Source organism: Dyella sp. 05T440, from assembly GCF_056395965.1.
Genome location: NZ_JBFTKN010000005.1, coordinates 415486 through 439249 on the forward strand (window position 1 = coordinate 415486; position 23764 = coordinate 439249).

Sequence of the window (23764 nt, forward strand, 5' to 3'; positions counted from 1 at the left end):
AGCTTCAACTAATTTCGTAATTTCGCCCGATTTTTACCGATCGGGCTTTTTTACGCCCGGAGGAAACGTTTAAATTTACGTTAAATGGCATGAAATTGCGTTTTTACGCAATGACTTGCGAAGCATCTTTCGATTAATCGCGAGATCTTTCTGCCGGGCGACGCTCCACTTTCCTACTCGGTTTGCTGGCGACCTTAAGGGGCGGCAGCTGACTCCAAAACTTTGTCAATTCTGGAATGACGATGATGAAACGAAACCACCTTTCCATGGCCATTGCTGTCGTATTTTGTATGGCAGCCGGTGTCGCCTCGGCCCAGGACACCTCGGGCCAGGCCACCAACCCGCAGACCAAGGAACCGGCTACCCGCAACGGCCCGTCGAGCACGTCCAACACCACCACCTCCAACGACACCAAGCGTGCCCAGCAGCTGGACACCGTGACGGTGCAGGCGCAGAGCCTGTCGCTGGGTGATGGCCTGATGTCGGTGCAGACGGCTCCGAAGGCGGTTTCGACCATCTCGCGCGATGCCATCGTCAAGGCGGCGCCGGGCGGCACCTTCGTGCAGATGATCGACTCGATCCCGGGCGTGAATGCCTCGACCGACGACGTCAGCGGCCTGGCCAACGGCAACTACCAGATCCGCGGCTTCACCAGCGACGAAATCGGCACCACCGTGAACGGCGCGCCGATCAACGACAGCGGCAACTACAAGGTCTACTCGACCGAGTACGGCGACACCGAGAACATGGGTGACATCACCGTGCTGCAGGGTTACCCGGACGTCGACACGCCGATCTCCGGCGCGGCCGGTGGCGCCATTTCCTGGGTCACCATCGATCCGTCGCACACGGCCGGCCTGGACTTTGCCCAGAGCCTGGGCAACCACGACTACCGCCGCACCTTCCTGCGCTTTAATACCGGCGACCTCGGTCCGGTGCGCGCGTGGCTGTCGTACTCGAACAACACCTCCGATTTCTGGCGCGGCCCGGGCGACTTGAACGTCACCAAGGTCGACGGCAAGGCGCTGTGGACGATCGACGACAACAACTACATCTCCGGTTCGGTGCAGTACAACCGCGAGCGCAACTACAGCTATGACAGCCTGACCAAGGCCCAGGTCCGTACGGGCGGTTATTTCCAGAGCTACGACGAGCCCTACAGCCCGACCGATACCTACTACTGGAAGCTTCACACCAACCCGTTCACCAGCTGGCTGGCCAGCCTCGATGGCGAGTTCAAGCTGGCTGACAGCCTGCGCCTCTCGGTGGTGCCGTACTTCTGGTACGGCAACGGCGGCGGCGGTGGCGGCTACAAGTTCACCGAATCGACCGTGCCGCAGAACGTGATCGGCGTGGCCGACCAGGACCTCAACGGCGACGGCAAGATCGCCGGCAGCGCGGTGGCTTACGACGTCAGCCAGACCTTCACCTACCGTCCCGGTGTCATCGCCAAGTTGAACCAGGACTTCGGTATGGACGACAGCCTGGAATACGGCTTCTGGTACGAGCGTGCCCGCCAGCAGCAGCAGGAAGTCTTCAACCCCGCCGTCGGCGGCGAGCCGTCCGATTTCTGGGGCGACTCCAACTACATCCGCTACTCCAACGGCGTGATCCAGCGCCTGTACCGTGAGTACACCAACTCCGAAATCAAGAAGTTCTTCGCCACCAACACCTGGACGCCGAACGACAAGTGGACCATCACGGTCGGCGCGGCGTACCTGTGGGAAGACCGTGCCGGTTACGACTACGAGAACTGGGGCAGCTACAGCACTCCCACTGCCAAGACCAACCAGTTCGGCGGCACGGCTGAAGCGACCTATCACAAGGTCAGCCCGACTGCTGGCGTGAAGTACCAGCTCGACGACCAGAACCAGTTCTACATCGGCGCCGGCCGCACCTACCGTGCACCGATCAATGGCTCGCTGCTGCAGAACGTTGCCGTGGCGGACAACCCGAAGAACCTCGCCAACGCTGCGGCCGGTACCTATCAGGCCAAGCCGGAAGAGGCCACCACGGTCGACCTGGGCTGGCGCTTCTATGCCGATCACTTCTCGGCCAACGTCGACGCGTACGAGTCGCACCTGGTCAACAAGCAGATCTCGGGCTACGACGTCAACTCCGGCCAGACGGTGTACCTGAACCTGCCGAAGATGCACATGCGCGGCATCACCGCCGAAGGCAGCTACAAGTTCGCCGAAGACTGGACCCTGTACGGCAACTACTCGTACCAGAAGGCGATCCTCGACGGTAACGTCAACACCTTCGGCGACGGCACCTACCCGACCGAAGGCAAGACCTTCCTCAACACGCCGAAGAACTCGGGCTATGTGCGCCTGGGCTACGACCACGGTCCGTTCTGGGCCACCCTGGACGCCAAGTACCGCGGTCCGATCTGGGGTGACTGGTCGAACACCGAACAGGTGGGCGGCTACACCGTGTTCAACTTGAACGCCGGCTGGAAGTTCTCGGACTTCGCCACCTGGCTGCGCAATCCGTACATCAAGCTCAACGTGTTCAACCTGACCAACAAGCGTGCGCTGACCAACGCCAACAACATCGGCGCGTTCCTGGCCAGCAATCCGGGCAACACGATCAAGGACGTCAACACGGGCGGTACGCTGTTCACCTCGGCGCCGTACTACTCGCTGCTGGAAGACCGCACCTACATGGTCACCTTCGGCATCTCGTTCTTCTAAGTCGAACGGCTTAGGCAGTACCCCGAAACCGGCGCCGCAAGGCGCCGGTTTTTTTGTGCCCGAGGAAATGTTCAAGCATCAATAACTTACGCCAAGCGTAAGAAGAGCCCGCAAGAAGTGTGAGTATTTCGTCAAAAAGTTACGAAATTGTAATATAATGCGGTTACATTCGTCGTGATGAGTTGCGGTCGACGGCCCCTGCGGGGCGGTCCCGGACGAATCAAAATAATTTGGGGAATCAGTCACTTAAGACGGTGGCGAGGGGGCATGGGACTCCTTCGGTCTGGTCCCATGCCTTTTTTGCGACTTTCTTAAGGGGTTGAATCTCGATGAACCATTCGTTGCGTACGAAATTGCTGCCATTGGCGATTGCGGGCTTGCTCGCCACGGCTCCGGTGCTGGCCCAGGACACCTCGTCTTCCATCAGCGGCCGCATCGTTGACGGCAGCGGCCAGCCGATCGCCGGCGCCACCGTGCAGATCGTGCATGAGCCCTCGGGCACCACCAAGACCACCACCACTGACGCGGCCGGCCGTTACTCGGCTCAGGGCCTGCGCGTGGGCGGCCCGTTCGACGTGAAGGTGTCCAAGGACGGCACCCAGAGCGAGCAGGACAACGTGTACCTGCAGCTGGCCCAGGACACCGCCGTCAACCTGACCATGGGCGTTACCGCCGATACGGCGAACGCGCAGAACCTCAGCGGCGTGACCGTCTCGGCCAACACGCTGTCGCAGACCTTCACCCCGGACAACAAGGGCCTGTCGACCAACGTGTCGCGTCGTGAGCTCGATGCCACGCCGACCCCGGGTCGCTCGATCCAGAACGTGGTCCGTCTTGATCCCCGCGTGGTGATCACCGACCGCGCCCGTGGCGAAATCTCGGCCGTCGGTCAGAACAGCCGCTACAACAACATCACCGTCGACTCGGTCAGCGCGAACGATCCGTTCGGCCTGAACGCGAACGGCCTGCCGACGCTGGGCACGCCGATCTCGCAGGACACCATCGAGGAATACAACATCTCGACGGCCAACTACGACGTGGCCACCCGTCGCGGCATCGGCGCCAACGTCAACGCCGTGACCAAGAGCGGTACCAACGACTTCCACGGCTCGGTCTACTACGCGTTCCAGAACACCGACATGATCGGTGACAACGAGCTGGACAAGCCGTACGCCGGCTTCAATCGCCAGTGGACGGCCGGTGGCACCGTTGGCGGTCCGATCATCAAGGACAAGCTGTTCTTCTTTGCCTCGTATGAAAAGAGCGAGCAGGTCGGTTCGGGCAGCCCCTACGGTCCGCAGGATTCCGGCGCCGCGACGCCGATCAAGGGCCTGACCAACCAGCAGGTGCAGCAGGTGCGCGACATCGCCGCCAAGTACGGCCTGACCGACATCGGTTCGGTGGGCGGCGGCAACTCCAACCTGCAGGACAAGCGTTACCTCGCCAAGATCGACTGGAACATCGCCGACAACCATCGCGCGAGCTTCACCTATAGCGAGACCAAGGAAGAGAAGCCGATCATCACCGGCAGCACCACCAAGCTCGTGCTGTCCAGCGGCTGGTACAACACCAACGTCGACAACAAGAGCTACGCGCTGCACTTCTACGACGACTGGTCGGAAATCTTCTCGACCGACACCACCTTGTCGTACGCCAACTTCGACCAGAACCGCGGCCCGTACAACGGCGTGGCGATGCCGGACGTCACGGTTTATCCGGTGGCGTTTGGTGGTCCGGCGATCGAGTTCGGCACCGAGTACTCCAGCCAGGCAAACGTGCTGAAGGTGAAGACGCTCGACGCAGCCTGGGCCGGCACTTTGTATCTCGGCGACCACACCGTGAAGGGTGGCTTCGATTACGAAAAGGGCAAGTACTACAACTTGTTCCTGCAGAACTACTACGGCAGCTACATCTTCGAAGAAGTCCCGGGCCCCAAGGGCACCACGGGTCTGGATAACTTCGCCAAGGGCCTGTACTACCAGTATCGCTACAACCGTCCGGCCGGCACCCTGGGCCTGGGCGACGTCGCCGCGAACTACAACCTCACGCAGTGGGGCATCTTCCTGCAGGACACCTGGCAGGTGACCAACAACCTGTCGCTGCAGTACGGCGTGCGCGTCGACGTGCCGCTGATGGACGACAAGCCGTTGTACAACGCTGCCTACGCAGCTCCGGCGACGATCAACCCGAAGACGGGTGCGGCGGCTGGCGGCTTCGGCCAGACCAACCAGTACACCATCAACGGCCATCGCGTGGTGCAGCCGCGCATGTCGTTCAACTATGCGTTCAACACCGAGCGCATGACGCAGCTGCGTGGTGGCGCGGGCCTGTTCGTGACCAACCAGCCGGCCGTGTGGCTGGGCAATATCTTCTCCAACTCCGGCGTGACCCAGACGCAGTTCAACTGCGGTCCGACCCAGTCGCCGCCGTGCAACGTCAACTTGCCGCCGTTCAGCGCCGATCCGCATAACCAGAACAACGGCCCGGTCGGTGCTGGCCAGATGACGGTCAATACCATCTCCAAGGACTGGAACATCCCGACCGCGTGGAAGTTCAGCCTCGGCGTCGACCGCGAGCTGCCCTGGTACGGCCTGATCGCCACGGCTGACTGGGAGCACATCGACCAGCGCGATGCGATCTGGTTCCAGAACGTGAACCTGGGCGCCCCGACCGGCATGCTGCCGGACGGCCGCAGCACCTACTACGCCGCGCTGACCGATCCTGCGACGACCAAGCCGGGTCCGCGCAAGAATGCCAACCCGGCGTTCTCCGGTCAGATGATCAACCTCGCCAACACCGGCAAGGGCAGCGCCGACAGCATCGCGTTGTCGCTGAAGAAGCCGTTCTCGGAAGAGTGGTCGGGCATGATCGGCTTCACCTGGAGCCGTTCGACCGAAGTGAACCCGGGCACGTCCTCGGTCGCCAACTCGAACTACAGCAACAACTACGTCTACAACTCGAACGAAAACGTGGCCAGCACCTCGAACTACTCGGTGCCGCGTCGCGTGATCGCCTCGCTCAACTGGCAGCATCGCTTCTGGGGCGACTACGCCACCAGCGCGAGCATCTTCTATGACGGTCACTCCGCGTCCCCGTACAGCTGGACGTTTGGCAATGACGCCAATGGCGACGGCTACACCAACGACCTGGTCTACATCCCGCGTCCGGGTGAAGTCGAGTTCCGTCCGGGTACCAACCAGACGCTGATCGATCAGTTCTGGGCGAACATCCAGAAGAACGACTACCTGAAGGATCACCAGGGTGAAGTGGCCAAGCGCAATGGCGACCGCGCCGGCTGGCTCAACCAGATCGACCTGAGCTTCAGCCAGGAAATCCCGGGCATCTTCAAGGGCAACAAGGGCATCATCCGTTTCGACGTCTACAACTTCACGAACCTGCTGAACAAGCATTGGGGTATCGAGAAGCGCGTGGCGTTCCCGGGTGGCCGTGCCCTGGCCGATTACGCCGGTGTCGACCCGAAGACGGGCAAGTACATCTACAACATCGATTGCGGTGGCAAGGCCTCGTGCACCACCTACAACCAGGGTGGTGGCTACCAGCCGCTGCCGATCCCGACCTATATCAACAACAACGACGACCTCGCCCAGCGCTGGTCGGTGCTGCTGACGGTGAAATACGCCTTCTAAGCGCAGTTGTTTGCGATGTTTGAACCTGGCCGGCGCCCTCGGGCGCCGGCTTTTTTATTAATGGACGCAACGCCTACGGCTTGACCCTGCCATGCCCGGCGCGGGAAGCTACGCGGTCCGCCGCGTTTTGCACGGACGTACGAGCCGCGAGGGCGCGGCGAGGAGAATGGTTCAATGAACGAGATTCAAGCCGGAAAGTCCGGCCGACCCGCCACCGTGAGCGCGCGCATTTCGCCCGCCGGTGGCCTGGATATCCTGTCCCGCAACGAAGTGGCGCGCCTGCGCGACGCCAGCGGTTCGGGCCTGCACGCCTTGCTGCGCCGCTGCGCGCTGGCCGTGCTCACCTCGGGCAATATGAGCGACGATCCGCGCTCCATCCTCGAGCAGTTCCCCGATTTCGACATCCAGGTGCTGCAGCAGGATCGCGGCATCAAGATCGAGCTCACGCACGCGCCGGCGCAGGCGTTCGTGGATGGCCAGATCATTCGCGGCATCAACGAGCTGCTGGTCGCCGTGATGCGCGACATCGTCTATGTGTCCACCCAGATGGAGCAGGGAAATTTCGATCTGGACGACAGCGTGGGCCTGACCCATGTGGTGTTCGAGATCCTGCGCAACGCACGCATCCTCAAGCCGCAGATCGACCCGAACCTGGTGGTGTGCTGGGGTGGCCATTCGATTTCGCGCGACGAGTACGAGTACACCAAGCAGGTGGGCTACCAGCTCGGCCTGCGCGGCATGGACATCTGCACGGGTTGCGGCCCGGGCGCCATGAAGGGCCCGATGAAGGGTGCCACCATTGCGCACGCCAAGCAGCGTCGCCGCAGCAACCGCTATATCGGCATCACCGAGCCGGGCATCATCGCGGCCGAATCGCCGAACCCGATCGTCAATCACCTGGTGATCATGCCGGACATCGAGAAGCGTCTCGAAGCGTTCGTGCGCATGGGCCACGGCATCATCGTGTTCCCGGGTGGCGTGGGCACGGCCGAAGAAATCCTTTATCTGCTCGGCATCCTGCTGCATCCGGACAATGCCGGCGTGCCGTTCCCGCTGATTCTCACCGGTCCCAAGCAGTCGGCCGCGTACTTCGAGCAGATCGACCACTTCCTGCGCCTGACCCTGGGCGAGAGCGTGACCCAGCACTACCAGATCATCGTGGACGACCCGGCCGCCGTGGCGCGCGCCATGGTCCGCGGCATCGACAAGGTGCGCAACCATCGCCTGGACACCAAGGACGCGTTCTTCTTCAACTGGTCGCTCAACATCCCGTACGCGTTCCAGCTGCCGTTCCGCCCCACCCATGAGGCCATGCGCTCGCTGGCTATCCATCGCGATCGTCCGCGCCATGAACTGGCCGCCGACCTCCGTCGCGCGTTCTCCGGCATCGTCGCCGGCAACGTGAAGGAAGAGGGTCTGCGCGCCATCGAAAAGTACGGCCCGTTCGACATCGATGGCGATGCCGACATCATGGCCTCGCTGGACGAGCTGCTGAAGGCCTTCGTGGCCCAGGACCGCATGAAACTCCCGGGCGGCACGGCCTATGTGCCCTGCTACCGGGTGCTCACCGGCGCCCGCGCCGCCTGAGGGTTTTAGAGAGCCGCATGGCTTGACAGACCAGGGCTGGATATTCAAACTATCCAGCTCACCCCGCCCGAATAGCTCAGCCGGTTAGAGCACTTGACTGTTAATCAGGGGGTCGTTGGTTCGAGTCCAACTTCGGGCGCCATATTCAAGAAAACCCTGCCGATTGGCGGGGTTTTTTTATGCCTGGCTCAGGGCTGTCTCAAGGGTTCCTGATTGCCGAGCGCTTGCGAGCGTCCACATCGGGTACACCTGCTGACGATGAAGATCGGCAGGGCTTGAGCGCGGCGCATGTCGTCGCTGGTTTAAGTATTGACCTTGGTTTAATCGGTTCGCGAACCCGGTGCACGTCGTCATCATCTGAAGGGGAGAGCCTGATGCGCAGTTGGTTGCTGACCTTCGGCGCTATCGGCCTGGCAGGCTGCGCGAGCACTGGCGATATCAGCCACAACAAACCCACCTTCCAGGCCAGCACGAGCAAACTCGACTCGACCTATGCGGCCTGCGTGCAATCGCGTTGGCAGGCGCTTTCGCCCACGGCGCACATCGTCGAAACGCCGACGACCTTGCAGGTGGTGGCGGCCAACAACACCACGAGCGTGGAAGAGCTGCTGGTGATCCACAGCAAGGCGCAGGGCGCCGAGGTGGTGCTGTACGAGCGCCTGGCGGTTTTGGCCATGCGCGCCTATCGCGACTCCGCCAAGGCGTGCCTCTAGTTGCTGGCCGCACAAATCGTGGCGGCGTCTGCCTTCGCGGTAGCGCCGGTCACGCGCCCGACGTTGGAGACTGTGAGGGCCAGCGCATCTTCTGCATGCCCCTTGCGGCATAGCGTGAACGTCGCGGGGCTGCCACCGGCGCTGCCCGTGGGTTGGAAGCGGATGCTCTTGCGGTCCGACATGATGTGCATGGTCGTGCGCTGGTAGCCGCCGCTTGCCAGCTTGGGCGAGCCGTCCAGCTGATCGGCGTTGCCGCTGCGATAATTGCCGACGGCCCAGCCGCGTTCCCAATGCGTGTCGCCGGCGCATTGCCGTCCATCCGAGGAGGGGCAGAGCAGCTTCGGACGCCCGCTGCTCACCGCCAGGCTGCGCGCATGCTGGAGCGAGGCGACCAGGTCGAGCTGGGCGGTGTTGAGCTGGTATCGCGCCAGCATCCGCCCCAGCGCGGGAACGGCGACCGCCACCATCACGGCGACCACGACCATCACAACGATACTTTCAAGCAGCGTAAACCCCGCACTGCACCGTGGCTGGTAGCCTTGCCGACTCCTGTCCATGGGCCGCCTCCTGCGTCTCGGAAACGATCAGCCTAGCCAGAGCCGACGGGCGCTCCAGTCATCGGCCGCCAAGGACCCCTGTCGTAGCCTGCTGACAGGCCCTGTCAGCAGGGCAATTTAAAATGACCCGTCGCGACCGCATGTAGAGAGCCATGACTGACCGCTTCGAACTCGTCTCGCCCTACCAGCCCTCCGGCGACCAGCCCGAGGCCATCCGCAAACTTTCCGAAGGCTTCGAGGCCGGCCTAGCGGCACAGACGCTGCTGGGCGTTACCGGCTCAGGCAAGACCTACACGATTGCCAACGTGATCCAGCAGGTGCAGCGGCCGACCATCGTGATGGCGCCGAACAAGACCCTGGCGGCGCAGCTGTACGGCGAGTTCAAGGAATTCTTTCCGCACAACGCGGTGGAATACTTCGTCAGTTACTACGACTACTACCAGCCCGAAGCCTACGTGGTGGCGTCGGATACCTTCATCGAGAAAGACGCCTCGATCAACGACCACATCGAGCAGATGCGACTGGCGGCCACCAAGGCGCTGCTGTCGCGCAAGGATTCGATCATCGTCGCCACCGTGTCGGCGATCTACGGCCTCGGCGATCCGGAAGACTATCTTTCGCTGCGGCTGATCCTGGCCAAGGGTGAGCGCATCGATCAACGCGCCTTGATTCGCCAGCTGACGGAACTGCAGTACACGCGCAATGAGATGGAGCTGCGTCGCGGTACGTATCGCGTGCGTGGCGAAATCATCGATGTGTTTCCCGCCGAATCGGAAACCGAAGCGCTGCGCATCGAACTGTTCGACGGCGAAGTGGAAAACATGTCGCTGTTCGATCCGCTCACCGGCGACACCATCCGCAAAGTGCCGCGCTATACCGTGTATCCGCGTACGCACTATGCGAGTACGCGCGAGAGCGTGCTGAACGCGATCGAGACCATCAAGGTCGAGCTCAAGGAGCGGCTGGAGCAGTTGTACAAGGACAACAAACTGGTCGAGGCGCAGCGCCTGGACCAGCGCACGCGTTTCGACATCGAAATGATGGCCGAGGTCGGCTACTGCCAGGGCATCGAGAACTACTCGCGCCATCTCACGCGCCGCGGCCCCGGCGAACCGCCGCCGACCTTGTTCGACTATCTGCCGGCCGATGCGTTGCTGGTGGTCGACGAATCGCACGTCACCATTCCCCAGCTCGGCGCCATGTACAAGGGCGACCGCTCGCGCAAGGAGACACTGGTCGAATTCGGTTTCCGTCTGCCGTCGGCAATGGATAATCGTCCGCTGCGTTTCGAGGAGTGGGAGGCGCGCGCGCCGCGTTCGATCTATGTATCGGCCACGCCGCGCGACTATGAATTGCAGAAGTCCGGTGATGCCGTCGTCGAACTCGTGGTGCGTCCGACCGGACTGATCGATCCGGAAGTGGAAGTGCGCCCGGTGCGCACCCAGGTCGATGATCTGCTGGGCGAGGTGCACAAGCGCGTGGCGATGGGCGACCGTGTGCTGGTCACCACGCTGACCAAGCGCATGGCCGAAAACCTCACCGAATATTTGAATGAGCACAACGTCAAAGTGCGTTATCTGCATTCGGATATCGAAACGGTGGAGCGCGTGGAAATCATCCGCGATCTGCGCCTGGGCGAGTTCGATGTGCTGGTAGGCATCAACCTGTTGCGCGAGGGCCTGGACATGCCCGAGGTGTCGCTGGTGGCGATTCTCGACGCCGACAAGGAAGGCTTCCTGCGTTCGACCGGTTCGCTCATCCAGACCATTGGTCGCGCGGCACGCAACCTGCGCGGCAAGGCGATTCTTTACGCTGACAACATCACCCGCTCGATGCAGGCGGCTATGGACGAGACGGCTCGCCGTCGCGAGAAGCAGCAGGCCTATAACGAGGCCCACGGCATCACGCCGCAGTCGGTGGTGCGCCGTATCGCGGACATCATGGAAGGGGCCCGCAGCGAGACTGCGTCACGTGGTCGCGGCCGCCGCAGCGACCGCCAGAGCGCCGCTGTGGCAGAGCAAGGCGCCCAGTACGCCGCTCTGAGCGGGGACCAGGCCTCGGCCATGATCAAGAAGCTCGAGGCGCAGATGTACAAGCACGCCGAAAACCTGGAATTCGAGGAGGCGGCCCGGCTGCGCGACCAGATCCACCAGTTGCAGGAACGGGCGGCTCGTTGAGGCCGGATAGTTGTCCCGGCCTCACGAAATGTGTAAACTGCGCGGCTCGCACGGCATGCCGGGCGAGAACCGGGCGGTTAGCTCAGCGGTAGAGCACTACCTTGACATGGTAGGGGTCACAAGTTCGATCCTTGTACCGCCCACCAATACCGATGAAACGGCGTGGCCTTTGGGTCGCGCCGTTTCTTTTTGCGCTGAAGGAGCCGGTCGATGACGTACCTTTGGATCAAGAGCTTCCATGTCGTGTTCGTCATTGCCTGGATGGCAACGGTGTTCTACCTGCCGCGCATCCTTGTGAATATCGCCGAGTCCGGAGACGAGCCTGTCGTAAAGGCGCGCCTGCTGCTGATGGGGCGGCGGCTCTACCGTTTCGGGCACCACATGTTCGGCATCGCCTTCCTGTTCGGGCTGGCCCTGTGGGAGGGCTGGCGGCTGTTTCCCCAGACACTGCCCAACGTCGTGGCCTCGCTGCACTGGATCGATGCCAAGCTGACCCTGGTCGCGCTGATGCTGGCCTATTTCATCTGGTCGGGACGGCTGCTCAAGCGCAGCGAGCAAGGCGTGGCGCTTCCGTCGTCGAAGACGCTGCGCATCATGAACGAGCTGCCCGTACTGGTCTTGCTGGGCATCGTTTTCCTGGTGATTGCCAAGCCGTTCTGAGGGTTTTCACCAGCGTGCCGCGCCCTTGTAGGAGCGCACTTGCGCGCGACCGGCGCTTGGCGAAACCGAATGTTTCCGCGTCACCGGTCGCGCACAAGTGCGCTCCTACAAAGGGATTGCAGGTGTCATTCCTGCTGCTGGAAATATTCCCGATACCAGGCCACAAACCGCTTCACACCCTCTTCGATCGAGGTATTCGGCGCATAACCCACGTCACGTCGCAGCGCGGAAACATCGGCCCACGTATCGGCCACATCGCCCGGCTGCATCGGCAGCAGGCGCTTCTCGACCGTGCGCCCGAGATTGCGCTCCATCAGCTCGATGAAGTGCAGCAACTGCACCGGCTGATCGTTGCCGATGTTGTAGACGCGATACGGCGCGCTGGACGTGCCTGGGCTCGGGGCTAGCGCGTCGTATGCCGCATCGGGCAAGGCGATGTGATCGAGCGTGCGGATCACACCTTCCACGATGTCGTCGACATAGGTGAAATCGCGTCTATGGTTGCCGTAGTTGTAGACATCGATGGGCTCGCCGCGGCTGATGCGATCGGCAAACAGCATGGGCGACATATCCGGCCGGCCCCACGGGCCGTACACCGTGAAAAACCGCAGGCCGGTGGTCGGCAAGTCGTACAGATGGCTATACGTATGCGCCATCAACTCGTTGGCTTTCTTGCTCGCCGCGTACAGGCTCACCGGGTGGTCCACGGCGTCCTCGATGGCGAAGGGCAGCTTGCGGTTGGCCCCGTAGACCGAGCTTGACGACGCATACACCAGATGCTCGACCTTGCCGTGGCGGCAGGCCTCCAGGATGTTGACGAAACCCACCAGGTTGCTCTGCACGTAGGCTTGCGGGTTCTTCAGGGAATAGCGCACGCCGGCCTGGGCGGCGAGGTTGACCACGCGTTGCGGGCGGAACTCGCCAAAGGCGCTATTCACGGCCGCTGCATCAGCCAGATCGGCACGCAGATGCGTGTAGTTGTGGTGGTCGGCGAAGCGGGCGAGCCTGGCTTCCTTGAGCGTCGGGTCGTAGTAGTCGTTGTGGTTGTCGATGCCATACACCTCGTCGCCACGCGCCAGCAAGCGCTCGGCCAAGGCCGAGCCGATGAAGCCGGCGGTGCCGGTGACGAGAATGCGCATGCGAATAGCCCGGTGTTCGAGGAGGCGGGCATTCTATCGCTGCCGATATTGAGACAGCGTCGGCAATAGCAGATTTGACATCGACGGATAGGCTAAACTAGCGTTCTGACTGTACCCGTCCGGAGACAAGGTGGCCCACGCCTCAAGCGTCGGTCTAGCGTGTGACATGGCAACTACGACCCTCCAGCGCTGACTCAAGCCACGCCTTGTTCGACAAGAAGGGCGCGTGGCGCTCTTTATTTTTGCCTGCCATACAGGCAGGCAAGAGCAAAACCAGCCATCCCTGGCCGGACTTTTCAACTAAGAGCACGCTTTGTTGGTGGCCGGTGGAATCGGCTATCGAGGGTGGGTTCTTTAAATTGAGCACGTTCTTCTGGGCGTCTTTTTTTAGGTGCGAACATGATTGAAATCACGCTACCCGACGGCAGCAAGCGGCCGTTTGATCATCCGGTGACGGTGCAGGACGTGGCAGCCTCGATCGGCGCCGGTCTGGCCAAGGCCACCCTGGCGGGCAAGGTGGACGGCAAGCTGGTGGATGCCAGTTTCCCGATCGACCACAACGCCAGCCTCGAGATCGTCACCGAGAAAAGCCCGGAGGCGCTGGACATCCTGCGTCACTCCACGGCGCACCTGCTGGCGCAGGCCGTGCAGCGCCTGTATCCGGGTGCGCAGGTCACCATCGGTCCGGTGATCGACAACGGCTTCTATTACGACTTTGCCTATGAGCGCCCGTTCACGCCCGACGATCTGGTCAAGATCGAGGCGGAGATGGAGAAGATCGTCAAGGAAGCGCTGCCGGTGACGCGCAGCGTGAAGTCGCGCGATGAGGCAGTGAGCTTCTTCCGTGGCATGGGCGAGGAATACAAGGCCGAGATCATCCAGAGCATCCCGGCCAACGAGGAATTGTCGCTGTATTCGCAGGGCGATTTCACCGATCTCTGCCGCGGCCCGCATGTGCCGAACACGGGCAAGCTGCGCGCGTTCAAGCTGATGAAGGTCGCCGGCGCTTACTGGCGTGGCGATTCGAACAACGCGATGCTGACGCGCATCTACGGCACGGCGTGGCTCAACGACAAGGATCTGAAGGCCTACCTGCACCAGCTGGAAGAAGCCGAAAAGCGCGACCATCGCAAGATCGGCAAGGCGCTGGATCTCTTCCATCAGCAGGAAGAGGGCCCGGGCATGGTGTTCTGGCACCCCAAGGGCTGGGCCATCTGGCAGCAGGTGGAGCAATACATGCGCCGCGTGTATCGCCAGAGCGGCTACCAGGAAGTGCGCTGCCCGCAGGTGCTGGACGTGTCGCTGTGGAAGAAGTCCGGCCACTGGGACAACTACCAGGAAAACATGTTCTTCACCGAGTCGGAGAAGCACACGTACGCCCTCAAGCCGATGAACTGCCCGGGCCATGTGCAGATCTTCAACACGTCCCTGCACAGCTACCGCGACCTGCCGGTGCGCTACGGCGAGTTCGGCGCCTGCCATCGCAATGAGCCCTCGGGCGCGCTGCACGGCATCATGCGCGTGCGCGCCTTCACGCAGGACGACGGCCACGTGTTCTGCACGGAAGCGCAGATCGAATCCGAGGTGACGGCGTTCCATCAGCAGGCCATGAAGGTCTACGGTGACTTCGGCTTCGAGGACATCGCACTGAAGATCGCGCTGCGTCCCGACAAGCGCATCGGCAGCGACGAGGTGTGGGATCGCGCCGAGGAAGCGTTGCGTGCTGCCTTGGGCGCGGCCGGCGTGCAGTGGGAAGAGCTGCCGGGCGAGGGCGCTTTCTACGGTCCGAAAATCGAGTACCACATGAAGGATTCCATCGGCCGCGCCTGGCAGGTGGGCACCATGCAGGTGGACTTCATGATGCCCGAGCGCCTGGGCGCCGAGTATGTGGACGAGAATTCACAACGTCGTCACCCGGTGATGCTGCATCGTGCCATAGTGGGTTCGATGGAGCGTTTCATCGGCATCCTGATCGAGCATCATGCCGGTCTGCTGCCGACCTGGCTGGCGCCGGTGCAGGCCGCCGTGTTCAGTATTACGGACGCCCAGGCCGACTATGTCCGCGAAGTGACGCAAACCCTTGTCGATAAAGGTTTCCGCGTACACGCCGATTTGCGCAATGAGAAGGTCGGCTATAAAATCCGCGAACATACGATGCAGAAAGTCCCTTACCTGCTGGTGGTCGGAGATCGCGAGAAGGAATCGGGGGCAGTATCCGTGCGTACGCGTTCGGGCGAGGACCTAGGCAGCATGCCGCTGGTCGCATTGATCGAACGCCTGGAAGCCGAGACCCGTCGCTAAGCGCGCGGGCCGGCACTTTTAAGAACTCTTCTGGAGGATTGTGGTATCGCTACCACCGACACAAAGGGCAACCGCCGTAACCTTGAGATCCGCGTCCCGCGCGTACGCGTGATCGGCGCAGATTCGGAACAGCTAGGCATCCTGACCCGTGACGAGGCACTGGCCTTGGCACAAGAAGCGGGCATGGACCTGGTCGAGATCCAGCCGAACGGCGATCCGCCGGTCTGCCGCATCATGGACTACGGCAAGTTCAAGTTCGAAGCCCAGAAGAAGGCTCAGGCGGCCAAGAAGAAGCAGAAGCAGGTCGAGATCAAGGAAGTGAAGTTCCGTCCGGTCACGGACGTGGGCGACTACCAGATCAAGCTGCGCAACATGCTTCGCTTCCTCGAGGAAGGCGACAAGGTCAAGGTCACCATCCGCTTCCGTGGCCGCGAAATGTCTCACCAGGACCTGGGCCAGAACCTGGCCAAGAAGATCCAGGAAGACGTGGGCGAGAACGGCGTGGTGGAGTCCTTCCCCCGCCTGGAAGGTCGTCAGATGGTCATGATGATCGGCCCGAAGAAGAAGCAGTAATCGAAAGAGCGGCCTGAGGGCCGCTTTTTTCTTCTGGGGCCGCCGAAGCGAAGCTCCGAACCGAAGCCGGCTTTTCCCTCTCCCCGCCGGGGAGCGGGCAGGGTGAGGGGCGGGTGCTCGCGGGAACCTGGCCTATCTGGCCGCGTCGGACCTCCGTAAAGCCAAAAAAGCGGGTGCCCGCTGCCGATGGATGACCGAGGCCAGGTCGCCCCTCACCCCAACCCTCTCCCCGCAGGGGAGAGGGAGTCGGACTGCGGCAAGCTTCAAGGCTGGCAAATCCCCCCATCCCTCCGTATAATCGCCGGTTCGACCCACCAGGACGGGTCGTGAACCGATCGTGGCAGGACGGAAAGAGTGGCCCTCGGGGTCGCCGCCAGATCAGTCAGAAACCGGGGCCGCACCTCAAAACGGCGAACCCCATCAAGGAGCATTCCCATGCCCAAGATCAAGACCAACCGGGCGGCTGCGAAGCGTTTTCGCAAGACCGCATCGGGCAAGTTCAAGGCCGGTCACGCCTTCAAGTCGCACATCCTGACCAAGAAGTCGACCAAGCGTAAGCGCGGTCTCCGTGCCACCAACCACGTCAAAGCTTGCGACACCAAGGGTGTAGCACGCATGTTGCCGTACTTGTAAGGCGAGGAGATAAACCATGGCTCGTGTAAAGCGTGGCGTTACCGCCCGTCGTCGTCACAAGAAGATCATTGGCCGCGCGAAGGGCTACTACAACGCCCGTCGCAAAGTCTTCCGCGTTGCCAACCAGGCCGTCATCAAGGCTGGTCAGTACGCCTATATCGGCCGTAAGCAGCGCAAGCGTCAGTTCCGCGCGCTGTGGATCGTTCGTATCAATGCCGCCGCTCGTCAGTTCGGTCTGTCCTACAGCCGCCTGATCAACGGTCTGGCCAAGGCCGGCATCACCGTCGACCGCAAGGTGCTGGCTGATATCGCCGTGCACGACATCAAGGCGTTTGGCGCGATCGCAGAGAAAGCGAAGGCCAGTCTGGCGGCGTAATTTGTGCGCTCATCCTTGATCGCTAAGATCAAGAAGCGGCCATCCATGGCCGCACTCTTCAAGGGATGCGCGTGACGTTCGCGGGGAGGAGGCCAGAAGCCTCCTCCCCGTTTTCGTTTCTGACTTTCAACCCGGAATCGCATCGATGGACGATCTGGATAGCCGCGCCGTGCAGGCGCTGGCCGATATTGGCAACGCCGACACGCTCGAAGCACTCGACGCGCTGCGCGTGAGCCTGCTGGGCAAGAGCGGCATTGTCACCGCTGCATTGAAAGCACTGGGCGCGCTGTCGCCCGACGAGCGCAAGGCGCGTGGCGCCGAGGTCAACCGCATCAAGGATCGTCTTGCCGACGCGCTGGCCGCGCGCAAGCAGGTGCTTGAGCAGGCGGAACTCGATCACCGCCTCGCTTCCGAAACCATCGACATCACGTTGCCAGGTCGCAACGGCGAGCGTGGCGGTATTCACCCGATCACGCGCGCGCTTGAGCGCATCAGCGCGATCTTCTCGCGCCTGGGTTACCAGCGCGCCGATGGTCCGGAAATCGAGGACGACTGGCACAACTTCGAGGCGCTGAATTTCCCGCCGCATCATCCGGCGCGCGCCATGCACGACACCTTCTATTTCGGCGATGGCCGCCTGCTGCGCACGCATACCTCGCCGGTGCAGGTGCGTTCGATGCAGGGACGCCAGCCGCCGATCCGCATCATTGCGCCGGGCAAGGTCTATCGCAGCGATTCGGACCAGACGCATTCGCCGATGTTCCATCAGATCGAAGGCCTGCTGGTCGACGAGACCTCGAGCTTTGCGGATCTGAAGGGCACGCTGGCCGAATTCATCCGCGCCTTTTTCGAGCGCGATTTCGAGATGCGTTTCCGCCCCAGCTATTTCCCCTTCACCGAGCCCTCGGCCGAAGTGGACATCCGTTGGGATGCCGAAGATGGCAGCACGCGCTGGCTCGAAGTGCTCGGCTGCGGCATGGTGCATCCGAACGTGCTCAAGAACTGCGGCATTGATCCGGAGCGTTACACCGGCTTTGCCTTCGGCCTGGGCGTGGAACGCTTTGCGATGCTTCGCTACGGCGTTTCCGATCTGCGCGCGTTCTTCGAGAACGATCTGCGCTTCCTCAAGCAGTTCGCGTAAACGCAGCAGGAACCGATACGCATGAAATTCTCCGAGAACTGGTTGCGCGAACTGGTCGAGATCCAGGCAGACCGCGCGACGCTGTCCCATGCCCTGACCATGGCCGGCCTGGAAGTGGAAGAACTCACGCCGCTGGGCGAAGGCCTGGATGGCGTGGTCGTGGCCGAGATCGTCGGCGCCGAAAAACATCCTGAAGCCGATCGCCTGCAAGTGTGCAAGGTGGATGCGGGGCAGGGCGAGCCGCTGCAGATCGTCTGCGGCGCGCCGAATGCGCGCGTCGGCATCAAGGTGCCGCTGGCGATGGTGGGGGCAACTTTGCCCGGCGGTATCTACATCAACGCGGCCAAGCTGCGTGGTGTGGAATCGTTCGGCATGCTGTGCTCGGCCAAGGAGCTGGGCATCGACGCCGATGCGTCCGGCCTGCTCGAGTTGCCGGCCGATGCGCCCGTGGGCAAGCCGCTGGCTGCCTATCTTGGCCTGCCCGATGCGAGCTTCGAACTGAAACTCACCCCGAACCGTCCGGATTGCCTTGGCCTTTACGGTCTTGCACACGACGTGGCGGCGTTGTTCGGCAGTCGCGTGAAGACGGGCGAACAAGCAGCTGCACCCGTGACCAGCGAAGCACGTCGCGGTATCCGCCTCGAAGCGGGCGCCGATGCGCCCCGCTATCTGGGCCGCATTATCGAAGGCATCGATGCGAAGGCGCGCACGCCGCTGTGGCTGGCGGAGCGTCTGCGTCGCGCGGGCCTGCGTCCGATCAGCGCCGTGGTCGACGTCACCAACTACGTGATGCTCGAACTTGGTCAGCCGCTGCATGCCTTCGACAACGACACGCTGCATGGCGACATCGTGGTGCGTCACGCGCGCGATGGCGAAACGCTCAAGCTGCTCGATGGTTCCGAGGCCAAGCTCGACAACGGTTTCGTGCTGATCGCCGACGCCACCAGTGGCCTCGCCGTGGCTGGCGTGATGGGCGGCTTCGATTCGCGCGTCACCGACGACACGCGCAACGTGTTCCTGGAATCCGCGCACTTCGCACCGGCCGCGATCATGGGCCGTGCGCGCAAGCTGGGCATGCATACGGATGCATCGCATCGCTTCGAGCGCGGTGTCGATCCGGCGCTGCCGCAGCGTGCGCTGGAGCGCGCCACGGAACTGCTGCTCGCCATCGCGGGCGGCAAGGCTGGCCCCGTGCTGGTTGCCGAAAACCTCACCGATCTGCCGACGCCCGCCACCGTGGTGCTGCGCCGCGCGCGCCTCAAGCGCGTGCTGGGTATCGAGGTGGCCGATGTGGAAGTCGAGCGCATCTTCACCGCGCTGGGCATGAAGGTGGTGCCGCAGGACGATGGCTGGCAGGTCACTGCACCCAGCAGCCGTTTCGACATCGAGCGCGAAGAGGACCTGATCGAAGAGGTCGCGCGCATCCATGGCTACGACAATATCCCGACCCATACGCCGGCCGGTGCGCTGACCCTGGCGGCCGAACCGGAAGCACGCCTCAACGAACTGGCCGTGCGCGAGCAGCTGGCCGCCCGCGGTTACTACGAGGCGGTGAACCTGGCCTTCATCGGCAACGACGTGCTGCAGCGCTGGGGCATGACCGAACAGCTGGTGCCGCTGGCCAACCCGCTATCGGCGGAGCTGGCCATCATGCGTCCGTCCCTGCTGCCGGGGCTGATCGTGGCGCTCTCGCACAACCGCGCCCGCCAGCAGGAGCGCGTACGCCTGTTCGAACTGGGCCGTACTTTCCGCATCAGCGCCGAAGCCGCCGCCCGCAAGGACGCACCGACCGAGACGCCGACCCTGTCCATCGTCGCCAGCGGCATCGCGCATGCCGAGCAATGGGGCGAAGCCTCGCGCACGCTTGACTTCCATGACCTCAAGGGCGACCTCGATGCCCTGATCGCCTGGGGCGGCGAGCCCGATCGCTGGGCCTTCCATGCCGCCGGCTTGCCCGGCTGGCTGCATCCCGGTCGCGGCGCCCGCGTGACGCGCGACGGGCAGACCGTCGGTTACCTGGGTGCACTGCATCCGCAGCTGGCTAAAGCCCTGGACCTCGGCGCCGATGTCCATGTGCTCGAACTGGAGCTGGAACCGGTCCTGGCCCGCCGCCTGCCCAAGGCCGTGGCCGTGCCGCGCTTCCCGTCCGTACGCCGCGACATTGCGGTGGACGTGCCGGAAGAGGTGAGCTGGTCACAGATTGAGCAGGTGGTCCGCTCGACCCTGGGCAGCCAGCTCAAGGAGCTGCGCCTGTTCGATCGCTATAGCGGCAAGGGGGTCGAACTAGGCCGAAAGAGTCTCGCTATGGGCTTGATTTTACAGGACGCTTCACGCACCCTTACTGACGACGACGCCGACCGTAACATTCGTGAAGCAGTCGGTGCGTTGGAGATGGCATGCAAGGCGAAGTTGCGAGGATAAGATGGCGCTGACCAAAGCAGAGATGGCCGAGCGCCTCTTTCTCGAGGTGGGCCTCAACAAGCGTGAGGCAAAAGAATTCGTGGACGCCTATTTCGAGGTGGTACGCGAGGCGTTGGAAAAGGGCGAGCAGGTGAAGCTGTCGGGGTTCGGCAACTTTGACCTCCGCCAGAAGAACCAGCGACCGGGACGCAATCCCAAGACGGGCGAAGAGATTCCGATTTCCGCCCGCCGCGTGGTGACGTTCCGACCGGGTCAGAAACTCAAGGTGCGAGTCGAGGGCTATGCTGGACCAAGGGAATAACACCGAGCTGCCCGCCATTCCGGCGAAGCGCTACTTCACGATTGGTGAAGTAAGCGAACTGTGTGGCGTCAAACCGCACGTGTTGCGGTATTGGGAACAGGAATTTCCCGCACTCAATCCGGTCAAGCGTCGCGGCAACCGCCGCTATTACCAGCGTCACGACGTGCTGATGATCCGTCAGATCCGTGGCCTGCTGTATGACGAGGGCTTCACCATCACCGGCGCCCGCGCCCGGTTGGAAGGCCCGCAGGCGCGCATGGAGTCGAGCATTTCCCACCAGATCGTGCGCCAGGTGCGCATGGAGCTGGAAGAAGTCCTCGCACTGCTGCGTCGCTGAATTTTCATCACGACTTCCGGTACTACCGGCTTAGCTGGTAGACTTGTCGTCTTGCCGATCATCGGGGCGTAGCGCAGCCTGGTAGCGCATCTGCCTGGGGGGCAGAGGGTCGTGGGTTCGAATCCCGCCGTCCCGACCAATTCGGCAATAGATAAGAAAACGGTGCCCTTGGGCGCCGTTTTTTTGTTTGTTGATGCTGCGAAAGCCGGACTTCGAAACTCTGCAGCGGTCGCCAGCGAGCCGCGAAAGCTACTCGAAGCTGGCTTCGCTGCAGCAAAGCCCTATCTCTTTCGCAGGAAAGATCAGACGTCCCTTTGCTTGTTAGCCTGATGGACAGGCCCTACACTGAACATGTGCAATATGACGTACATGTCGGGAGAGCCCCCATGAGGACCGTGAACTTCACGGAGGCAAGGAACAATCTGAAGGCAGTGGCCGATCAGGTAGCGGAGGACCATACCGCTACGCTCATCACGCGCCGCGATGCCGAGGATCTCGTGATGCTTTCGGCTAGTGACTACAACTCCATTCAAGAGATGCTGTACCTCGTCAGCTCCAGGGCGAATGCAGCGCGCCTTAACGAGGCGATGGAAGAGGCCGACGCCCGGCTGCCGGCTGCCGCCCGCGTGGTTACCCCTGACGATCTGGCTGGCATGGCCCCGCGCAAGCACCAGGCCGGCAAGGTCATGGACGAGCCCAGCCATGCGGCCCCTTTGTTGATCCGCCGGCATACCGGTGTAGAGACCAAGGTCAAGGCGGGTGACTCGAAGGCCAGCCGGGTCAAGGCCGCCACGCCGGGCAAACCCAAGAACCCTTCCAAGGCCGCGCCAGCGAAGTCAGCCTCGAAGCCCAAGAAGAAGGCGTAAAACGCCATGGACCAAGACAGGAACAGGGATGATCTGTGGTGGTCGAAGCGGGGCTGGGAAGACTACCTACATTGGCAGGCAAGCGATGCCACCAAGGTAGCCGCCATCAATGGTTTGATCAGGGATATTCGCAAGACTCCCTTTACGGGCCTGGGCAAGCCAGAACCTCTAAGGGAGAACTGGTCCGGTTGGTGGTCGCGGCGCATCACCCTGGAACACCGGCTGGTCTATCGGCTGCTGGACCTTCCTGCTCCTGGCGTGAAGCACGCCAGGACAACCATACGGATGATCCAGATCGCGCAGTGCAGATTCCACTACTGAATCTGCACCGCACAATGGTCGTTTCTCAATAAAGCACGCGACTGCGCAGCGTTCCCGGAATGGCCGAGAGCCGATCGCGCAGCTCGCCCGACTGCTTCTCATCGGCCGCCACGTCGATCACCACGTAACCCACTTCGCTATCCGTCTGCAGGAACTGCGCATCGATGTTGATGTTGCCGGCGGAGAACAGCTCGTTGATGCGCGAGAGCACGCCCGGCACGTTGCGATGGATGTGCAGCAGGCGGCGGCTGCGCGGATGTTCGGGCAGCGAAACTTCGGGGAAGTTGACCGCCGAGAGGGTGGAGCCGTTGTCGCTGTAGCGCACCAGTTTGGCGGCCACTTCGATGCCGATATTGTCCTGTGCCTCCAGCGTGCTGCCGCCGATATGCGGGGTGAGGATCACGTTGTCCATGCCGACCAGGGGCGATACGAAGGCATCGTCGTTGCCCTTGGGTTCGACCGGGAAGACGTCCACCGCGGCGCCGGCCAGATGCTCCGAGCGCAGCGAGGCGGTCAGCGCTTCGATATCCACCACGGTGCCGCGCGAGGCGTTGATCAGCAGCGAGCCCTTGCGCATGCGGGCCAGTTCGCGGGTGCTGATCATCAGCTGGGTGGCAGGAGTCTCCGGCACGTGCAGGGTCACCACGTCGGCGCGTTCCAGCAGGTCGTCCAGGCTGTTGGCGGCGCGGGCGTTGCCCAGCGAGAGCTTGGATTCGATGTCGTGGAAGATCACGCGCATGCCCAGGCTTTCGGCCAGCACGCCGACCTGGGTGCCGATATGGCCATAGCCGACGATGCCGAGCACCTTGTCGCGCGCCTCGAAGCTGCCCGCGGCGGATTTGGTCCAGCCGCCGCGATGGCACAAGGCATTCTTCTGAGGCACACCGCGCAACAGCATGATGGTTTCAGCGATAACCAATTCCGCCACGCTGCGCGTATTGGAGTAGGGCGCGTTGAACACCGGCACACCCAGGCGGCGGGCGCTGCCCAGGTCCACCTGGTTGGTGCCGATGCAGAAGCAGCCCACCGCAATTAGCCGTTTAGCCTGCTGAAGCACCTCATCGGTCAGGTGCGTGCGCGAGCGGATGCCGACGATATGGGCCTCAGCGATGCGGGCCTTCAAATCGGCCTCCGGCAGGGCTTTTTCGTGGTATTCGATCTGGCTGTAGCCCGCGCGCTTGAAGCTTTCCACGGCGCTGCGGCTGACGCCTTCGAGCAGGAGTACCTTGATGTCTTGTTTCGGGAACGAGGTCTTCATGGGCCGTTGCGCAATGGAGAACGCCTGCACTATGCCACGGCTTGAAGCGCTTTTGCGGCG

At 62.5% G+C, this 23764-nt stretch carries 19 protein-coding genes and 3 tRNA genes; 19 read left to right on the plus strand and 3 right to left on the minus strand.

Annotated elements, in window-relative coordinates:
• Positions 1–290: 290 nt before the first annotated feature.
• From AC1DE1_RS08755 to AC1DE1_RS08775, 5 genes are all read left to right on the plus strand, one after another.
• Positions 291–2696: a TonB-dependent receptor gene (locus AC1DE1_RS08755; protein ID WP_441602586.1), complete on the plus strand. Its 2406-nt coding sequence runs from the start codon at positions 291–293 to the stop codon at positions 2694–2696.
• Positions 2697–3025: 329 nt separating this feature from the next.
• Positions 3026–6343, plus strand: a complete 3318-nt coding sequence (locus AC1DE1_RS08760) for a TonB-dependent receptor (protein WP_441602587.1) — start codon at positions 3026–3028, stop codon at positions 6341–6343.
• 174 nt (positions 6344–6517) lie between these two features.
• Positions 6518–7930: a nucleotide 5'-monophosphate nucleosidase PpnN gene (gene ppnN, locus AC1DE1_RS08765; RefSeq protein WP_441602588.1), complete on the plus strand. Its 1413-nt coding sequence runs from the start codon at positions 6518–6520 to the stop codon at positions 7928–7930.
• A gap of 65 nt (positions 7931–7995) precedes the next feature.
• A tRNA-Asn gene (locus tag AC1DE1_RS08770) sits at positions 7996–8072 on the plus strand.
• Between the two features lie 232 nt (positions 8073–8304).
• Entirely contained in the window at positions 8305–8643 is a 339-nt protein-coding gene (locus AC1DE1_RS08775) for a hypothetical protein (RefSeq protein ID WP_477175403.1), read from the plus strand.
• Here AC1DE1_RS08775 and AC1DE1_RS08780 read toward each other — a convergent pair.
• A complete protein-coding gene (locus AC1DE1_RS08780) occupies positions 8640–9200 on the minus strand; it encodes a GspH/FimT family pseudopilin (RefSeq protein ID WP_477175404.1) in 561 nt (186 codons plus the stop codon). The two genes, AC1DE1_RS08775 and AC1DE1_RS08780, sit on opposite strands and share 4 nt — an antisense overlap.
• Positions 9201–9352: 152 nt before the next feature.
• Here AC1DE1_RS08780 and uvrB point away from each other — a divergent pair, with 152 nt between their 5' ends.
• The 3 genes from uvrB (at position 9353) to AC1DE1_RS08795 (ending at position 12037) form a co-directional block, all read left to right on the plus strand.
• The gene (uvrB, locus tag AC1DE1_RS08785) at positions 9353–11377 is read left to right on the plus strand and encodes an excinuclease ABC subunit UvrB (RefSeq protein ID WP_477179059.1); all 2025 of its coding nucleotides are present in this window, start codon (positions 9353–9355) and stop codon (positions 11375–11377) included.
• A gap of 71 nt (positions 11378–11448) precedes the next feature.
• A tRNA-Val gene (locus tag AC1DE1_RS08790) sits at positions 11449–11523 on the plus strand.
• Between the two features lie 64 nt (positions 11524–11587).
• Positions 11588–12037, plus strand: coding sequence for a CopD family protein (locus AC1DE1_RS08795; RefSeq protein ID WP_477175406.1), 450 nt, complete (start codon positions 11588–11590; stop codon positions 12035–12037).
• Positions 12038–12162: 125 nt separating this feature from the next.
• On the opposite strand, the gene AC1DE1_RS08800 is transcribed toward AC1DE1_RS08795, so the two are convergent.
• Positions 12163–13176 carry an NAD-dependent epimerase gene (locus tag AC1DE1_RS08800; RefSeq protein ID WP_477175407.1) on the minus strand — a complete coding sequence of 338 codons (1014 nt, stop codon included), beginning with the start codon at positions 13174–13176 and terminating at the stop codon, positions 12163–12165.
• Between the two features lie 399 nt (positions 13177–13575).
• Between AC1DE1_RS08800 and thrS the strand changes: the two genes are divergently transcribed.
• The 11 genes from thrS to AC1DE1_RS08855 all read left to right on the plus strand — a co-directional run bounded on the left by thrS (position 13576) and on the right by AC1DE1_RS08855 (position 22446).
• The gene (gene thrS, locus AC1DE1_RS08805) at positions 13576–15477 is read left to right on the plus strand and encodes a threonine--tRNA ligase (RefSeq protein WP_441602594.1); all 1902 of its coding nucleotides are present in this window, start codon (positions 13576–13578) and stop codon (positions 15475–15477) included.
• 45 nt (positions 15478–15522) lie between these two features.
• Positions 15523–16050: a translation initiation factor IF-3 gene (gene infC, locus AC1DE1_RS08810; RefSeq protein ID WP_338069387.1), complete on the plus strand. Its 528-nt coding sequence runs from the start codon at positions 15523–15525 to the stop codon at positions 16048–16050.
• 435 nt (positions 16051–16485) lie between these two features.
• The gene (gene rpmI, locus AC1DE1_RS08815) at positions 16486–16683 is read left to right on the plus strand and encodes a 50S ribosomal protein L35 (protein ID WP_038615747.1); all 198 of its coding nucleotides are present in this window, start codon (positions 16486–16488) and stop codon (positions 16681–16683) included.
• 16 nt (positions 16684–16699) lie between these two features.
• On the plus strand, positions 16700–17059 hold the full coding sequence (gene rplT / locus AC1DE1_RS08820) for a 50S ribosomal protein L20 (protein WP_017463630.1): 360 nt from the start codon (positions 16700–16702) through the stop codon (positions 17057–17059).
• A 145-nt stretch (positions 17060–17204) separates the two neighbouring features.
• Positions 17205–18200, plus strand: a complete 996-nt coding sequence (gene pheS / locus AC1DE1_RS08825; protein ID WP_441602595.1) for a phenylalanine--tRNA ligase subunit alpha — start codon at positions 17205–17207, stop codon at positions 18198–18200.
• A 21-nt stretch (positions 18201–18221) separates the two neighbouring features.
• Positions 18222–20621: a phenylalanine--tRNA ligase subunit beta gene (pheT, locus tag AC1DE1_RS08830; RefSeq protein ID WP_477175408.1), complete on the plus strand. Its 2400-nt coding sequence runs from the start codon at positions 18222–18224 to the stop codon at positions 20619–20621.
• Between the two features lies 1 nt (position 20622).
• Entirely contained in the window at positions 20623–20922 is a 300-nt protein-coding gene (ihfA, locus tag AC1DE1_RS08835; protein ID WP_019467382.1) for an integration host factor subunit alpha, read from the plus strand.
• Positions 20903–21259 carry a MerR family transcriptional regulator gene (locus tag AC1DE1_RS08840; protein ID WP_019467383.1) on the plus strand — a complete coding sequence of 119 codons (357 nt, stop codon included), beginning with the start codon at positions 20903–20905 and terminating at the stop codon, positions 21257–21259. The genes ihfA and AC1DE1_RS08840 overlap by 20 nt, the downstream gene beginning before the upstream one ends.
• Positions 21260–21321: 62 nt before the next feature.
• Positions 21322–21398: transfer RNA gene (locus AC1DE1_RS08845), tRNA-Pro, on the plus strand.
• A 247-nt stretch (positions 21399–21645) separates the two neighbouring features.
• On the plus strand, positions 21646–22125 hold the full coding sequence (locus AC1DE1_RS08850) for a type II toxin-antitoxin system Phd/YefM family antitoxin (RefSeq protein ID WP_441602597.1): 480 nt from the start codon (positions 21646–21648) through the stop codon (positions 22123–22125).
• Between the two features lie 6 nt (positions 22126–22131).
• Positions 22132–22446, plus strand: coding sequence for a Txe/YoeB family addiction module toxin (locus AC1DE1_RS08855; RefSeq protein ID WP_477175409.1), 315 nt, complete (start codon positions 22132–22134; stop codon positions 22444–22446).
• A gap of 25 nt (positions 22447–22471) precedes the next feature.
• On the opposite strand, the gene serA is transcribed toward AC1DE1_RS08855, so the two are convergent.
• Positions 22472–23704, minus strand: a complete 1233-nt coding sequence (gene serA / locus AC1DE1_RS08860) for a phosphoglycerate dehydrogenase (RefSeq protein WP_477175410.1) — start codon at positions 23702–23704, stop codon at positions 22472–22474.
• Positions 23705–23764: the final 60 nt, after the last annotated feature.

Bases quoted from the DNA above. Each gene is read 5' to 3' on its own strand.
- AC1DE1_RS08755 (WP_441602586.1), top strand. From the start codon at position 291: ATGGCAGCCGGTGTCGCCTCGGCCCAGGACACCTCGGGCCAGGCCACC.
- AC1DE1_RS08760 (WP_441602587.1), top strand. From the start codon at position 3,026: ATGAACCATTCGTTGCGTACGAAATTGCTGCCATTGGCGATTGCGGGC.
- ppnN (WP_441602588.1), top strand. From the start codon at position 6,518: ATGAACGAGATTCAAGCCGGAAAGTCCGGCCGACCCGCCACCGTGAGC.
- AC1DE1_RS08775 (WP_477175403.1), top strand. From the start codon at position 8,305: ATGCGCAGTTGGTTGCTGACCTTCGGCGCTATCGGCCTGGCAGGCTGC.
- AC1DE1_RS08780 (WP_477175404.1), bottom strand. From the start codon at position 9,200: ATGGACAGGAGTCGGCAAGGCTACCAGCCACGGTGCAGTGCGGGGTTT.
- uvrB (WP_477179059.1), top strand. From the start codon at position 9,353: ATGACTGACCGCTTCGAACTCGTCTCGCCCTACCAGCCCTCCGGCGAC.
- AC1DE1_RS08795 (WP_477175406.1), top strand. From the start codon at position 11,588: ATGACGTACCTTTGGATCAAGAGCTTCCATGTCGTGTTCGTCATTGCC.
- AC1DE1_RS08800 (WP_477175407.1), bottom strand. From the start codon at position 13,176: ATGCGCATTCTCGTCACCGGCACCGCCGGCTTCATCGGCTCGGCCTTG.
- thrS (WP_441602594.1), top strand. From the start codon at position 13,576: ATGATTGAAATCACGCTACCCGACGGCAGCAAGCGGCCGTTTGATCAT.
- rpmI (WP_038615747.1), top strand. From the start codon at position 16,486: ATGCCCAAGATCAAGACCAACCGGGCGGCTGCGAAGCGTTTTCGCAAG.
- rplT (WP_017463630.1), top strand. From the start codon at position 16,700: ATGGCTCGTGTAAAGCGTGGCGTTACCGCCCGTCGTCGTCACAAGAAG.
- pheS (WP_441602595.1), top strand. From the start codon at position 17,205: ATGGACGATCTGGATAGCCGCGCCGTGCAGGCGCTGGCCGATATTGGC.
- pheT (WP_477175408.1), top strand. From the start codon at position 18,222: ATGAAATTCTCCGAGAACTGGTTGCGCGAACTGGTCGAGATCCAGGCA.
- ihfA (WP_019467382.1), top strand. From the start codon at position 20,623: ATGGCGCTGACCAAAGCAGAGATGGCCGAGCGCCTCTTTCTCGAGGTG.
- AC1DE1_RS08840 (WP_019467383.1), top strand. From the start codon at position 20,903: ATGCTGGACCAAGGGAATAACACCGAGCTGCCCGCCATTCCGGCGAAG.
- AC1DE1_RS08850 (WP_441602597.1), top strand. From the start codon at position 21,646: ATGAGGACCGTGAACTTCACGGAGGCAAGGAACAATCTGAAGGCAGTG.
- AC1DE1_RS08855 (WP_477175409.1), top strand. From the start codon at position 22,132: ATGGACCAAGACAGGAACAGGGATGATCTGTGGTGGTCGAAGCGGGGC.
- serA (WP_477175410.1), bottom strand. From the start codon at position 23,704: ATGAAGACCTCGTTCCCGAAACAAGACATCAAGGTACTCCTGCTCGAA.